12 protein-coding genes are annotated in these 13,818 nt (G+C 58.4%); 8 read left to right on the top strand and 4 right to left on the bottom strand.

Annotated features, from left to right (window positions below; genetic code table 11):
- Nucleotides 1-69 precede the first annotated feature (69 nt).
- Complete coding sequence (locus tag PMI04_RS02350) at nt 70-1,770, bottom strand: GGDEF domain-containing protein (RefSeq protein WP_037486637.1); 1,701 nt, start codon at nt 1,768-1,770, stop codon at nt 70-72.
- Nucleotides 1,771-2,235: 465 nt separating this feature from the next.
- Between PMI04_RS02350 and PMI04_RS02345 the strand changes: the two genes are divergently transcribed.
- Both PMI04_RS02345 and PMI04_RS02340 read left to right on the top strand, forming a co-directional pair.
- Nucleotides 2,236-2,790 (top strand): hypothetical protein, encoded by a 555-nt coding sequence (locus PMI04_RS02345; protein WP_007710951.1) that lies wholly within the window; start codon nt 2,236-2,238, stop codon nt 2,788-2,790.
- Between the two features lie 167 nt (nt 2,791-2,957).
- A complete protein-coding gene (locus PMI04_RS02340) occupies nt 2,958-3,368 on the top strand; it encodes a hypothetical protein (protein ID WP_238535928.1) in 411 nt (136 codons plus the stop codon).
- Between the two features lie 60 nt (nt 3,369-3,428).
- Here the strand turns inward: PMI04_RS02340 and PMI04_RS02335 are convergent, their stop codons facing one another.
- Nucleotides 3,429-4,187, bottom strand: a complete 759-nt coding sequence (locus PMI04_RS02335) for an N-formylglutamate amidohydrolase (RefSeq protein ID WP_007710956.1) — start codon at nt 4,185-4,187, stop codon at nt 3,429-3,431.
- 32 nt (nt 4,188-4,219) lie between these two features.
- Here PMI04_RS02335 and PMI04_RS02330 point away from each other — a divergent pair, with 32 nt between their 5' ends.
- Genes PMI04_RS02330 through PMI04_RS02320 form a run of 3 tightly spaced genes read left to right on the top strand, consistent with a single transcriptional unit; the run spans nt 4,220 to nt 7,993 of the window.
- Nucleotides 4,220-5,170 (top strand): transglutaminase family protein, encoded by a 951-nt coding sequence (locus PMI04_RS02330; protein ID WP_007710958.1) that lies wholly within the window; start codon nt 4,220-4,222, stop codon nt 5,168-5,170.
- Entirely contained in the window at nt 5,164-5,979 is an 816-nt protein-coding gene (locus PMI04_RS02325; protein ID WP_037486620.1) for a transglutaminase family protein, read from the top strand. The genes PMI04_RS02330 and PMI04_RS02325 overlap by 7 nt, the downstream gene beginning before the upstream one ends.
- A complete protein-coding gene (locus PMI04_RS02320; protein ID WP_007710963.1) occupies nt 5,972-7,993 on the top strand; it encodes a M3 family metallopeptidase in 2,022 nt (673 codons plus the stop codon). Before PMI04_RS02325 ends, PMI04_RS02320 begins: the two co-directional genes overlap by 8 nt.
- A gap of 154 nt (nt 7,994-8,147) precedes the next feature.
- Here the strand turns inward: PMI04_RS02320 and PMI04_RS02315 are convergent, their stop codons facing one another.
- On the bottom strand, nt 8,148-8,996 hold the full coding sequence (locus PMI04_RS02315; protein ID WP_007710966.1) for a transglutaminase family protein: 849 nt from the start codon (nt 8,994-8,996) through the stop codon (nt 8,148-8,150).
- Nucleotides 8,997-9,534: 538 nt separating this feature from the next.
- Here PMI04_RS02315 and PMI04_RS02310 point away from each other — a divergent pair.
- Nucleotides 9,535-11,679, top strand: a complete 2,145-nt coding sequence (locus PMI04_RS02310; protein WP_007710968.1) for a catalase — start codon at nt 9,535-9,537, stop codon at nt 11,677-11,679.
- A gap of 185 nt (nt 11,680-11,864) precedes the next feature.
- A complete protein-coding gene (locus PMI04_RS02305) occupies nt 11,865-12,359 on the top strand; it encodes a nucleoside deaminase (RefSeq protein ID WP_007710970.1) in 495 nt (164 codons plus the stop codon).
- A gap of 332 nt (nt 12,360-12,691) precedes the next feature.
- On the opposite strand, the gene PMI04_RS02300 is transcribed toward PMI04_RS02305, so the two are convergent.
- Nucleotides 12,692-12,952, bottom strand: a complete 261-nt coding sequence (locus PMI04_RS02300) for a hypothetical protein (RefSeq protein WP_081491019.1) — start codon at nt 12,950-12,952, stop codon at nt 12,692-12,694.
- A gap of 297 nt (nt 12,953-13,249) precedes the next feature.
- Between PMI04_RS02300 and PMI04_RS02295 the strand changes: the two genes are divergently transcribed.
- Nucleotides 13,250-13,801 (top strand): type 1 glutamine amidotransferase domain-containing protein, encoded by a 552-nt coding sequence (locus PMI04_RS02295; RefSeq protein WP_007710972.1) that lies wholly within the window; start codon nt 13,250-13,252, stop codon nt 13,799-13,801.
- Nucleotides 13,802-13,818: the final 17 nt, after the last annotated feature.

Genomic DNA, 13,818 nt, shown 5'->3' with positions numbered 1-13,818 from the left:
GCCGGTCCGGCGCATCCGTCGAAGGCGAGGCGTTACAGGGCCGGAGCACCTCAGCCCGCTGCAACCATGTCAGGCGAAAAGCGGTCTGTCATTCTGGCGAGCGCCCTCCCTCTCACCCAGGCGAATTGCGATCTGATCGCGCCCCCCACGTTTGGCGTCGTAAAGCGCCTCGTCTGCCAGCCGGTATAGCGTGCCAAAGTCAGCGCGGGATGCCGAGGCCGTCACGCCGATACTCACCGTCACCATGCGATTGCCGATGATGTCGCCGTGGCTCAGATTGCCCAAGGTTCCGCGCAGGGTTTCTGAAAATCGCTCGATGTTCCCAACTTCGGGTCCTGTGACCATCATCGCAAATTCCTCCCCGCCCAGGCGACATACGGCACAGGAGGAATCTTCATGTTGGGCGATGCATCGGCCAACAGCTGCCAGAACGTGATCGCCGGCTTCATGTCCATAAACATCGTTGATCGACTTGAACCAATCGACGTCGATCAATAGCATGGCAACCAGCGCGCCTGACACAGGCAAGCCTTCAAGCATCCTGCCGGTTCTTTCCATGAACCCCCGTCGGTTTGGCAGCCCTGTCAGAACGTCACGGCGGGCGAGCTCATGGGCCTTAGCCTCTGCGCGCCGCGCGACGTCTCGTTCCATCCGCAGCCGGGCATGAGCACGCGAAGCGGCAGCCGAGAGCCACAATGTTTGCCAAGCCGTTGCGAACAGGACGAGAATTTGCGACCCACCGCCCCAGAACATGGCGTCTGCATCGAAGAAACTTGTCGATGCAAGGACGATCATTGGCAGTGCCCAAGCCCCACCCAGGCTCCGCGCCGCGCTGCTGCCACGTCGCCATGCCTGGCCGATACAAGATGCGACAGCCGTCAGATTGGCCAGTACCAGAAACCCCAGCAGATTACCGAGCATGTCGAACGGCCCGGAACGCATCAGCGAAAGCGGGACGCCCAATGCGCAAACGCTTGCGGTTAGGCCCAGGGTTGTGCGCCTCAACCACACATCGAGAAGCCGTTTTTCGAGAGCAGTGACGGCGCTCAAAGTGGCGAGCGTGATGGCGAGACAAGAGAGACCAGTGCAGATTTGCGCCGATACGGCGCCAGCCATGGAGGGAAAGAAGAACAGATGAAGTTGCGACCAGCACGCTCCCCATATGACCATGCAACATGCCCATGCAGCCTGCCAGCCTGCATGTTGCCGACGGACGGCAAAAGCCAGTGAGGCGTTATAAATCGCGCCCACAATCAACAGAACGAGCGCAGCACCGGTCAAGGTAGCCAAGCCAGTGGTCTGGGTGGCTTCTTCACCGCGCTCGACAAGCCTCATCCGCAGGAGATGCGCGCTTGCCACTTTGTCAAATCTCAAGGTGAAGGCCACGACAGGAACGTCGCGATAGGGCGCGCGAAACGCGAGTTGGCCTCCAGCTCTCCAATAGGTTCCGAAATTGCCGCTCCGAACATTTTGCTGCTCGACTGCACCGTCACGATAGATGAAGCGCACGACCAGTCGATCAAATCGAGAGCTGTGGATGATCAGGGACAGATCCTCATGATCGCGCGAGCCTTGGGGCAACGCGGCATGGAGCCACAATGTGCCCTTCTGATAGCCATCAGGATTACCAGTACAGGCAAAATGGGATGGGCGAGTGTCGTCAGGGGCAATCGACCGGCTCACTGCGTGACATAGGGGATCGCCAATGCGTAGCAATTCTGCGCGCGCAGGCTGTGCCCCGCCCAGGATCAGCAGTGCGATCGAGAGCATGGCGCAGCTAATCGCGAGCCTATGTCGGGATAGTACCCTGGTCAGGATCCGCGCATTCATCGCGGCGCCACTAGCATGAAAATGCCTGAAAATACTGGGCACATTGCCACTGGCTCACCTGCGGGCAGCGATGCGCCCGGCTCGCGTCAACACTCACCATGAACTGACGGAGGCGGAAAAACATCTCACGATCACAAAACAAGAAATTTAATCCAAGTTAAAACGCAAGGCCATCATGTTGCGGCGGTCGGCCTCATAAAAATTTCACCACAAAATCCATGACGATATCGAAATAAATATTTCGAAAGCTCTACCATCTATGCCTTCTGCCTCAATAGACCTTGGCTATGGCGCTCTGGTAGTGTCAAAATTGCAACATCAGCATTATTGTTTTCGCATGCGGCAACCCCGGTGCATGCCATTTAGTTTGAGCCTCGTGGAAATAATCAAACAGGGACGTACATCATGAAGAAGAACATTCTCTCATTGCTGGGCTGCCTGGCACTGCCGACTGCTGCCATGGCCCAGGACGACACCGCACCCGATGGCAGCAAAGCCTTCGGTATCGAACCCTATGTCGGCATTCTCGGCGGTTATCACACTTTCGACCGCGGCACCGAGTTCGGCAGCGTTCCGGGCGAGACGATCATGAACGGCGCCCTGATCAGCGGCATCGCGGGCGTGAATGTGCCGCTCGGGCCTGTGTTCGTCGGGGTGGAAGGAAACGCCTCGAAGGGCTTTAGCGACATCGACTGGGAATATGGCGTGAAGGGCCGTGTAGGCGCCCGCGCAGGCGAGAGCGGTTTGATCTACGCCTCGGCCGGCTATCAGTGGGTTAATGGCAAAGGCGGCTGGCCCGACGAGAAGGACTGGATGTACGGTGCGGGTGTCGAAGTGGGGCCAAAGGAGATCGGCCTCGGCGGTGTCACTGGCAGCAGCGGCGTGCGCCTGCGCGTGCAGGTCGACACCTATGATTGGGACAGTTTCCGTCCCATGGCTGGCGTCATTTTCCACTTCTGAAAATTACCACACAGTTCCAGGGGAAGGAGTAACACATGGCCTTCCCCCAGGACGCAAAGGCTGATCGCATAGCCGCTTGTGGGCCGCATGCGCCTTGAGTGGAAGATGGGCGCTGCCATGGGGTAGAGCGGGCAACTACAGCGGGCCCGTTCTCCCATTGAGCCAGAATGTGCTGGGCTGATCCACATGATGTGGAGATTTTCTTCCCGCAGCGTGAACCCGTTGCACAGCAAGGTGTTTTGCGAGGACTACTGCACTCGTTGCAGGATTTTGGAGGCTTGCGCGTGACGATTGAGGTTCGCTTTCCCGATGGCAGCCGTCGAGATGTGCCGAGCGAACTTCGTATTCTGCACGCAGACAGCGCGAACGAAGAGCCTGCATTCTGGCATGTACCGCTTAACTGCGATTCCTATTGGCGTTATGCGTTTGACGGCGTGCATTGGAATGCGCGCCCCAGAACGGGTAGCCTTGCCATGTTCCGCAGTCCGGCCATCGAGTGGTGGCAGGGCATCGTAACAATGTCGGACGAAGCAGCTTTGGGTCAGGAACAGTGTCTTCTGGTCGCCGTCAACGCCTGATGGCCTATGACTTCTCTTGAACAGCGCGAGGCGATGCGCTCACCATTGTGTCAGTATATTCTATGTGAGCCGCTGCCAGGCCTCTTCCATCGCATCGCGCAGTTGCGCCGCCCAGAAGGATTGCCCCTCGGCTTGGGAAATAAGGTCCTGCCTGACCTCGATTTCAGCGTAGCGAAGATCATTTGAAAGGGCGTGGAAGGGCATGCTGTAATCGGTTTCATCCATGGCATAGGGAGCATTGTCGCCCACCTCGATCGGCAACCGGCGCAGCGCGTCCAGCAGGCAGGTCGCAAAATCGATCCGGCCGGCGGCGTGCAAGACGCCCACCGACCAGGGGCGCCTGATCTCGTCCAGTATCGGGGTGAAACTATGGAGCGCGAGCAGGATTGTCTCCTGCCCCGCTGCCAACCGAGCAGAGATCATTTCTGAAATGCCGGCATGATATGGAGCATGGATTGAGGTGACACGCGCCAGCCTGTCGGCTTCAATCAAACCCTGATTGCCACCGATATCGGTCCCATCGGAAGACGCAGGTATCGCGTCGTCGCGCGCGGGATCGCGATTACAGTCGATCACCAATCGCGAATAATTCTGGAAGATGAAAGGGGCATCGAGAAGGCGCGCCAGTTCCAGGCCCATTTCTCTCACGCCTATGTCGATTGCGATATGCCGAGACCAATCGGCCGGGCCTACGCCGAGATCACCCAGGGCCGAAGGAATTGCCAGCCCTGCATGATCTCCGGTCAGGAGGAACGGGGAGCAGCCCTCAGCGTTGACGATGGTGGACGGCGCAGGATCGCCTGGACCCAGCAGATTCACGGTCTCTCCCTGACCATCGGGAATTTCCTTTCATGCCGTTGCTGACAATCGAACATGTGACGACTTATCGCTATCAGCAACCTGTGTCGCTGGGCGAACATCGCATCATGATGCGGCCGCGCGAGGCCTTCGACCAGCGACTGCTCCGGGCGCGGCTCGATATCGATCCCGCACCTGCCGAATTGCGCTGGCTGCATGACGTCTTCGGAAATCCCGTGGCAATTGCTCTGTTCGACAAACGCACATCACATTTGATCGTCACGAGCGAGGTCACGCTTGAACATGCGCCCTTGACGCAGCAGCAGGTCGCCGTCGAGCCCTATGCCCGGCTGTTCCCCTTCACATATTCGTCGGAAGACATGCCCGATCTGTTGCGTTCGATCGAACGCAACCATCTCGATCCCGAGCGGATCGTCGACAATTGGGCCAGAGGTTTCGTCAGCAATCATGGTGATACCGCGACTGTCGATCTCCTGACCCGGATCGCGACAGGCATCCAATGTGACTTCACCTATGTCCCACGACATGAAAAAGGCACGCAGTCGCCCATGGAGACGTTGAGCAAACGGCAGGGGACCTGTCGCGATTTCGCCGTGCTGATGATCGAGGCTGTGCGGGCGCTGGGTTTCGCCGCCCGCTTCGTGTCGGGCTATGTCTATAATCCGTCGCGCAGCGAAGGGCTGGTCGGCGGCGGCAACACCCACGCGTGGGTCCGCATCTTCCTGCCCGGATCTGGTTGGGTGGAGTTCGATCCGACAAATGGCATCATCGGGAATCGCGGCCTGATCCGCGTAGCGATCGCGCGCGACCCGTATCAAGCGCTGCCGCTGTCAGGCACCTGGTTCGGTTTGCCTGCCAGCTTTCTGGGGATGGACGTGACGGTCAACGTCCGGCGTGCTGATCCGGACCTGTTTCCTCTCTCTGGCCATGGCGCCATCAACAGCCGGTGCGCCGGCAATCAAGAAAAGAATCCGACATGCTGATCCGGTGCGGCTACGATATTGAGTTTTCGACCGAAAGACGGACGGCGATGATGGCCATGCTCAGCCTGCATCCGTCGCGCCATCAGGATCTGCGAACGCCGCAGCGGCTGATAGCGGCGCCCGACATTCCGCTTTATCAATTCGAGGACGGGTTCGGCAATGTCGCCACCCGGCTCACCATCCCGCCGGGCAATGTGCGCTTGTCATGCGACTTTGTGATCGAAGATAGCGGTGATCCCGACGACAGATCGCCCAGCGGTGCTCAGTTGCCAGTCGAAGAACTTCCAGATGCCGTCATGCCTTTTCTGCTGGGCAGCCGCTATTGCGAGACAGACCGTTTGATGGACGTCGCATGGGCTCAATTTGGTCATTTGGCCGGTGCCCGGGAACGTGTCGAGGCAATCGTGGATTTCGTGCACTATCATATCGAATTTGGCTATCAGCATGCCCGCGCCGACAAGACGGCCTGGAATGGCTATCAGGAGAGAAAGGGCGTGTGTCGTGACTTTGCCCATCTCGCAATAGCCTTGTGCCGCTGCATGAACATCCCAGCACGATATTGTACCGGCTATCTGGGAGACATCGGCGTGCCGCCGGTAGATGCGCCGATGGATTTCAGCGCATGGTTCGATGTCTATATCAACGGCGCCTGGTACACATACGACGCGCGGCACAATCGCCCGCGCATCGGCCGGATCCTGATGGCCCGCGGCCGCGACGCCACCGACGTAGCCTTGACGACGGCCTTTGGGCCGGCGAAGCTGGTGCGATTTCAAGTGCATACCCAGGAAGTGACCTCCCTTGACTGAGGCAGACAATCCGCTCCTGCAACGCTGGACTGGTCCGCTCGGCGCGCCGCCTTTTACGCGAATACGGGATGAGCAGTTTCTTCCTGCAGTCATCACCGCCATCGCCTGGCATGAAGCTGAACTTGATGCGATTTGTGAGCAGAGCGCGCCTGCTACCTTTGAAAACACGATCGCTGCGCTGGAGCGGTCAGGCGACCCGCTCGCGCGCGTCCGCCGGTTGTTCTGGGCTCTATCCTCGGCAAGGGGCACGTCGACCATCCGTGAGGTGGAGGCGGAAATTTCGGCTCGTCTGAGCGCGCATGCCGTTGCCATCAGCCATAATGATCAGTTGTCAGCGCGCATCTTCGCCGTTCATGCTTCACGGCACGAGAGCGGCCTGACACCGGAACAGGTCCGGCTCGTGGAGGACAGCTATGCAAGCTTCCTGAAAGGCGGTGCGGCACTGACGAGGGCTGGTAAGCAACGCTTTGCCGCCATCGAGGCTCGCCTGTCTGCCCTATCGGTTCAATTCGGGCAGAATGTGCTTGCCGCCACAAGCGCATGGGTGCTCGATCTGGAGCAAAATGAGCTTGAGGGCTTACCCCCCGCAATATGCGAGGCGGCCGCGGCGCGAGCAGCTGCCAAGGGGCACAGGGGCCGCTATCATATAACGCTTGATCGCACCGACCTGGAGGCATTTCTGACATTCTCGAGAAGGCGCGATTTACGCGAAGCCCTATGGTGCGCCTTCACCTCGCGTTGCGACGGCGATGAATATGATAATTGGTCGGTCATTGCGGAAATCCTGGCGTTGCGCAGGGAACGGGCCGCGCTGCTAGGTTATGCCGACCATGCGCATTACGCGCTTGCCGACAGCATGGCGCATGATCCTGCAGCGGCGAGCGCGCTGATGCGCCAACTGTGGGCGCCGGGAAAACGCCGCGCAGCGGAAGAAGCGGCAGAATTGCAGAAGTTGATTGATGGGGAGGGCGGCGATTTCCGTCTCGCGCCCTGGGACTGGCGTTTTTACGCGGAGCAGGTGCGGCGCGCGCGTTACGCGCTCGATACGGCTGCGGCTGCAGAGCATTTGCGGCTTGATGCGGTGCGACAGGCAGCGTTCGATACAGCCAGCCGACTTTACGGCCTCCGCTTCACCAGGCGAGCGGACATAGAAGGTTACCACCCGGATGTCTGGGCTTGGGAGGTGACGGACGGCGACGGGAGCGCAGTGGGCCTGCTCTTCACCGACTATCTGGCCCGACCGGAAAAACATGGTGGCGCCTGGATGGGAAGCCTTCGGGTGCAAGAGGCGATGGATGGTGACGTGCGCCCGATCATCTATCTTGTTGCCAATTTCGCCCCTGCTCCGCCACCCGACCAGGGGGCGACCCGTCTATCGATTGATGAGGCACGCACCCTGTTTCATGAATTCGGCCATGCATTGCACGGGCTCCTGTCGAGCGTTACCTACCCCAGTCAGTCCGGAACGGCTGTTGCTCGCGACTTCGTAGAGTTTCCCAGCAAATTCATGGAAAACTGGATTGTGAGCCGGCAGGTGCTCGCAGGTCTTGGAATGCCGGAGGATCTAATCTCTGCCATTCGCGAGGCGGAGGCTTACGGCCAGGGTTTTGCGACCGTAGAATTGATCGGTTGTGCATTGATCGACCTTGCCGTCCACCAGAAATCGGAGGCCCAGTTGGATCCGCGCGCGATTGTTGCGGCGGAGCTTGACGCGCTGGGAATGCCATCCGAGGTCGGACTGCGCCACCGCTTTCCCTATTTTACCCATATCTTCGATGGCGGCTATTCAGCAGCCTATTATAGTTATGCCTGGTCCGAGGCATTGGATGCCGATGCTTTCGAGAAATTTGTCGAAGCAGGTGATATATTTGACCCCAGGCTCGCGTCGCAATTCCGCGACGAGATACTCGCTACAGGAAACAGTCGGGATCCCATGGCTTCTTTCGAGGCCTTCCTGGGGCGTCCACCCGACGGAACGGCTTTGATGCGAGCAAGGCATCTTCTCGATGCTTGAACGACCCAGATGGCCATTCCGTCAGAAGGCGATCGCCAGTTGAGGCTGTAACGCGCCTTTCCGTCCATCGTCCTGCATAACGCAATCTATCGCGAACATATAGGCCACGCAGGCGCGTGCCTGCTGCGCCCAAGCAATGGCGGCAGACCTCTTGTCAGGCGGCAATGGTCAGCGGAGTGGCCACATCCTGCCCGGCCTGCATTACCTCATCGGTATGGACTTTGAAGGCGGCCAGGCGCATCGATCCGAACGCCGTTGTCAAAGCGGTATCGGCTGCGTCCCGTCCGCACGCCATCAGGATTCGCCCTATGCGGGGGATGCGATGCCTAGCGTCGAAACTGTGCCACTCTCCACCGAGATACACCTCGAACCAAGCATGGAAGTCCATCGGGCCATCAACTGGATCGACGCCGATATCGCCAAGATATCCGCTGCAGTAGCGTGCAGGAATATTCATGCACCGGCACAAGGCCACCGCAAGATGGGCAAAGTCCCGGCATACGCCGACCCGCTCATTATATGCTTCCCAGGCGGTCCTGGTGCACCGCGCATATCGATAGCCATAGGTCAGATGCTGATGCACGAAATCGACGATGGACTGCACCCGCTCCCATCCCGGCGCGATATGACCGAAATGATACCAGGCTTTCTGGCAGAGGAGATCGGTCTCGCAATAGCGACTGCCCATGAGATAGATTAGGACATCCGAGGGCAGATCCCGGACTTCATGCTGGATTGCCGATGGAATCTGACGATCATGCAAGCCGCTATCGGCAATCGTGAAATCGCATGACAGAGTGGTACGGCCTGCCGGCAGGGTCATGCGAGTGCAAATGTTGCCGAACGTGTCGCGGTAGTCATGGGTCGGGATCGGGGCGCTCGTCCTGATCCTGTGAGGCGTGCGAAGATCGGGAAATCTGGATGGCCGGATCGTGAGGAGGGAAATCAATGGCGTAGGAGCGCCCGTTTCCAGAACCAGTTCATAGCCAGCACGAATGAGCATATGTGACTTTCAAATTCGAGACGCGATCTTGAAGTGCAAAGTCACAACCCAGCCGATAGTTTCTTCGCCAGGAGCTGTTTCGGCAAGAATGGTTCGCCATTGCGCGTTTCCGAGCCTTCATTCTCATATCTGTCGCTTCGCGCGACCCAAGATGACAGCTTACCAAGCTTGGTCGGATCGTTTGGGCGAGCTGTCTCTCGATTGCCCGGACATTATGTGAATCTGGAAGATGCCGTTCACACAGCAAGTCGCCTATCGAGCGGAGACGAGGTTGCGGCCGCTTGGTCATATGAGGCGCCGGGAATGAACCGGGCCTGCGTTAACAACAAACTGATTGCGGGCACTATGCGTCGTTCGAGCAAACTCTAGCTGATCAGAGGCAGTCGGGTGCTGCGCGGGCGCCAGAGCATATTCATATTGATCCAGATTGGTTCTGGACATCTTCTTGTGGAATGCCGGAACCCAGTTCCCCCCTTCCGGTTAGAGAGCTGTCTGCTGCGGCATTCGCAGCCTTATGCGATCTTCAGGGAGAGTTGATATGGCCGCTTCGGGTTCGAAGGATGACGCTGCTCTGGAAAATGGTCTTGCTGATCACCGGCCCGGGGTCGGAAGTCCCGATTATGAGACCAGCGTCGGAGAAGGCGGGGAAACGCAGCAGCGATTGCAGTCAGATCGACCAGGGGACGCCCTGACGGACAATTTCGGGCATCGGATCGCGGATAATCAAAACAGTCTGAAGGCAGGCGCGCGAGGTCCTACGCTGCTGGAAGACTTCGTGCTGCGCGAGAAAATCTTCCACTTCGATCATGAACGCATTCCTGAGCGGATTGTCCATGCTCGCGGTTCTGGTGCCCATGGAATTTTTGAGTGCACAAAGGCCATTCCCGATGTGACCAAGGCGAGTATTTTCCAGAAGAAGGGCGGTACCTGCCCCGTGTTCGTTCGCTTTTCGACCGTGGCCGGTGGCGCTGGTTCCGTCGACACGCCGCGCGACGTCCGAGGCTTCGCAGTGAAATTCTACACGGAAGCCGGCAACTGGGATCTGGTAGGCAATAACATCCCGGTGTTCTTCATTCAGGATGCCATGAAATTTCCTGATCTTATCCATTCGGTCAAAATGGAAGCGGATCGGGGCTATCCCCAGGCTGCGAGTGCCCATGACACGTTCTGGGACTTCGTTTCGCTCATGCCCGAGACCATGCACATGATCATGTGGGCCATGTCCGATCGTGCCATCCCTCGGTCTTTGCGGATGATGGAAGGATTTGGCGTCCATAGCTTCCGCTTCATCAACGAAAATGGCGACGGCAAGTTCGTGAAGTTCCACTGGAAGCCGGTTCTGGGTGTTGCTTCTCAGGTTTGGGACGAGGCTGTGAAGACGGCAGGCGCCGACCCAGATTTCCATCGTCGCGATCTTTACGAGGCAATCGCCAGCGGCGATTATCCCGCCTGGGATCTTGGCGTCCAGATTTTCGACGAGGCTTGGGCTGCAAAACAGCCATATGATGTGCTGGACTCGACAAAACTGATCCCTGAAGAAGATATTCCCGTCGAGATCATCGGGCGCCTGACGCTCAACAGGAATGTCGACAATTTCTTCGCCGAGACCGAGCAGGTTGCCTTCCTCCCAAGCAATGTCATCTCCGGCATCGATTTCTCGAATGACCCCCTGCTTCAGGGGCGGCTGTTCTCCTATCTCGATACGCAAAAATCGCGTCTGGGGACGACCAACTTCCACCAAATTCCGATCAACGCGCCAAAATGCCCGTTCCACAATATGCAGCGCGACGGGTTGATGCAGACGCTGGTCCCGAAAGGACGCGCCAATTACGAACCCAACAGCTTGAATGAAGCGGGCGAGGATAGCGGTCCGCGCGTAGCGCCCGAAACCGGGTTCACGTCCTTCAGCGACAATGACGAGCGCAACGATCCCGCCGACAAGATGCGGATACGTGCGGATGCATTTGCCGACCATTATAGTCAGGCTCGGATGTTCTATTTGTCACAGACACAGAACGAGCAGGCGCACATCGCGTCAGCCATTGTTTTCGAGCTCTCGAAGGTGGCCATGCCCCATGTGCGGCTTCGCGTTCTCGCGCGCCTGCGAAACATTGATGAAAAACTGGCAGAACGTGTCGCTGATGGACTTGCGATCGACTTGCCTGAAAAGGCGCCCGCAGCCCGAGAGCTTGTGGAGATGCCCGTCTCCGATGCCCTCTCCATCCAGAAGAACGCCAAGGATGGCTTTGTGGGTAAAAAGGTGGGGATCCTGTTTGCCGAGGGGTCCGACAAGGCAATGGTGGAGAAGCTCAAGACAGGCGTGGAGAAAGCAGGCGGAAGCGTCTTTCTCGTTGCGCCCAGGGTCGGTGCCCTCAAGGTAAAGGGTGGAACGCTCGAAGCTGACGGCAAGCTCGACGGCTCGCCTTCCGTGCTGTTCGATGCGATCGCGTCCGTGCTCATGCCTGAGAATGCGGAAGCATTGTCGAAGCAGGGCGCTGCAGTCCAGTGGTTCATGGACGCCTATGGGCATTGCAAAACCATCGCCCATTGCCCCGGTACGCAGATCATCCTCGACAAGGCAGGCGTAGAAAAGGATGACGGTGTCATTCCAAACGAGATGCTGCTGGAACTGGGCCCCAAGCGACACTGGGCGCGAGAGCCCAAGATTCGCGATCTCGCCTGAGATCAAGCGCCGTTCAAGTGCGCCAGTCGCGCAATTGAACGGCGCTTTTTGTGTGCCGCCCGCCCATTGGCGAGACAGATTCTTTCCGGATGACGTTCTTGCTCCGACAGGCGGCGCTTGTCAGCAGCCTTCGTGATGCGAGCATCGCTAGTTGCATGAGGAATTATACGGGAGCGGAAGACCAGATGATCCAGCCTGAAGACGAAGAGTGGATGCGCGAGGCTATCGCGATCGCGCGCTCGAAAGGAACCGACCCTGCCACGTCACCTCTGGGCTGCGTGATCGTGTTGAATGGCAGGATAATCGCCGGCGAGCGCAATCAGACCCAGGAACTGCCCGATGCGACAGCCCACGCCGAAATGATGGCGATCAGGCGCGGATGCGAGAGCGTTGGTGAGATGGAACTGCGCGGCGCAACGCTTTACTCGACGCTTCAGCCATGTGGAATGTGCACAATGGCGTCGATCTGGGCAAAGGTCGGCAGGGTTGTTTATGGGGCCGGGCGGGATGATGTTCATCAGATGTATTTCGAGGCCAGGCATGTCGACACGCTAGATTTTGTCTCGGAATCATATCGCGACGATATCTCGATAGAGGGTGGATGTCTGCGAAAGGAATGCGCTGAACTTTATTATCCACCTGATGCCAAACTGTCGCAGGAGGAGCAGGCCAACCTTTAGAGCAAACATCTTTCGTCCGCAGGTCCCGATGGATCAATCGGCTATCCCGGCCAGCAAGAGATCTTGATCATCCGCTTGCGATTTCGGGTCGCTTCTCGCTTTCATGATCTCATCGCCAGACCAGCCCTTCGATCATGCCAACGCCGCACAACATCTCGCCGAGGGGTGGTCGGCATCGGTGAGCCTATGGTCATCAATCGGGTCTGGTCTGTTGCGCCGATTTGCCAAGGAGATAGCGACTGCGCCTGTCGGAGCCCTCAAAGGGCTGTGGCATCGCCTTCGATGCTGCGCTTGGAAATCAGTCCGAAGGAGCCATCCTTGGAATGAGTGGCTCAGTCGTCGGGAATGGCCGGATTGTTCGTCCCCGGCGCGCCGGGCATCAAGGCTCCATCAGCGTCCCTGTTTTCTGCAGGTCCCGTCCGTTCAACTGGCGGGGCATCGGTACGCTGCGATCCGTCTTGGCCATGAACCGGCGTGTTCCTGGGACGCTCGGTTTCCAAGCGTCGCTCGTCATCCGCATGGTGACCATTGCCCTGTGTCGTCGTGGTTTGCGGTTGTGCCATCGTCGCGATAGCTAGGACGAATATCCACATGTTCGTTCCTCTCACGTCTCCATAACCTCTCCAATCTCTGTTGGAGCGACGTGGTTCCGGATTTTTCCCGTTCGCGGTGCCGCAAGGCGTATGTAAGGGCGTCGAGCACAGGAGCTGGCCAACTGCAGTTGCGCTCGGGCCGCCACGGTTCCCGGTCATTGTCCATGGGTGCAAGTGGCCGATCGCCCGGGTGTCTTGCAGCACGAGGCTTATGTTTGCGGCGATCGGATCCTGCGACGCTTCTGGCCGTTGACTGGTCATCCGCACACCCAGAGAAATTATTCCAAAGGAGTCGCCATGTCGCTCAGCGGCCGTACGATCGCCCTTCTCATCGCTCCGCGCGGTACGGAAGAAGTCGAGTTTGTTGAGCCCATGAACGCCCTCAAGAAGGCCGGAGCGCGCGTCCAGGTGATTGGCCTTCAATCTGGCCAGGCACAGACCAATGTTCACGATCTGGATCCAGGCGGCGAATATGCCGTCGACATGAACTTTTCCGAGGCAGATCCAGCATGTTTCGATGGCCTGGTCATTCCCGGCGGCAGCGTGGGGGCCGACAAATTGCGGGCCAGCCGCGACGCGATTGCCTTCGTTAAGGCAATTTTCGATGCTGGAAAACCAATTGGCGCGATCTGCCACGCGCCCTGGCTTCTGATTGAAGCCGGGATTGCCAATGGTCATTCGCTCACCTCCTTCCCCTCGATCAAGACCGACATCAAAAATGCCGGCGGTCGCTGGGTAGATCAGGAAGTCGTGATTGATGGCCAATGCATCACCAGTCGCAGTCCTGATGATCTGCCGGCATTTTGTGCTGCGCTCCTGGACGCATTTGCAGATGCGCCATCGCGCTGAACGGGTTCGAGTATCGG

Source organism: Sphingobium sp. AP49, from assembly GCF_000281715.2.
Classification (GTDB): Bacteria; Pseudomonadota; Alphaproteobacteria; order Sphingomonadales; family Sphingomonadaceae; genus Sphingobium.
The sequence above is the reverse complement of the archived record's forward strand: the minus strand, read 5'-3'. Positions and strand labels throughout refer to the sequence as shown.

Excerpts from the sequence above, each read along its gene's own strand:
- PMI04_RS02350 (WP_037486637.1), bottom strand. The coding sequence starts at position 1,770 with ATGCTCTCGATCGCACTGCTGATCCTGGGCGGGGCACAGCCTGCGCGC.
- PMI04_RS02345 (WP_007710951.1), top strand. The coding sequence starts at position 2,236 with ATGAAGAAGAACATTCTCTCATTGCTGGGCTGCCTGGCACTGCCGACT.
- PMI04_RS02340 (WP_238535928.1), top strand. The coding sequence starts at position 2,958 with ATGTGCTGGGCTGATCCACATGATGTGGAGATTTTCTTCCCGCAGCGT.
- PMI04_RS02330 (WP_007710958.1), top strand. The coding sequence starts at position 4,220 with ATGCCGTTGCTGACAATCGAACATGTGACGACTTATCGCTATCAGCAA.
- PMI04_RS02325 (WP_037486620.1), top strand. The coding sequence starts at position 5,164 with ATGCTGATCCGGTGCGGCTACGATATTGAGTTTTCGACCGAAAGACGG.
- PMI04_RS02315 (WP_007710966.1), bottom strand. The coding sequence starts at position 8,996 with ATGCTCATTCGTGCTGGCTATGAACTGGTTCTGGAAACGGGCGCTCCT.
- PMI04_RS02310 (WP_007710968.1), top strand. The coding sequence starts at position 9,535 with ATGGCCGCTTCGGGTTCGAAGGATGACGCTGCTCTGGAAAATGGTCTT.
- PMI04_RS02305 (WP_007710970.1), top strand. The coding sequence starts at position 11,865 with ATGATCCAGCCTGAAGACGAAGAGTGGATGCGCGAGGCTATCGCGATC.
- PMI04_RS02300 (WP_081491019.1), bottom strand. The coding sequence starts at position 12,952 with ATGTGGATATTCGTCCTAGCTATCGCGACGATGGCACAACCGCAAACC.
- PMI04_RS02295 (WP_007710972.1), top strand. The coding sequence starts at position 13,250 with ATGTCGCTCAGCGGCCGTACGATCGCCCTTCTCATCGCTCCGCGCGGT.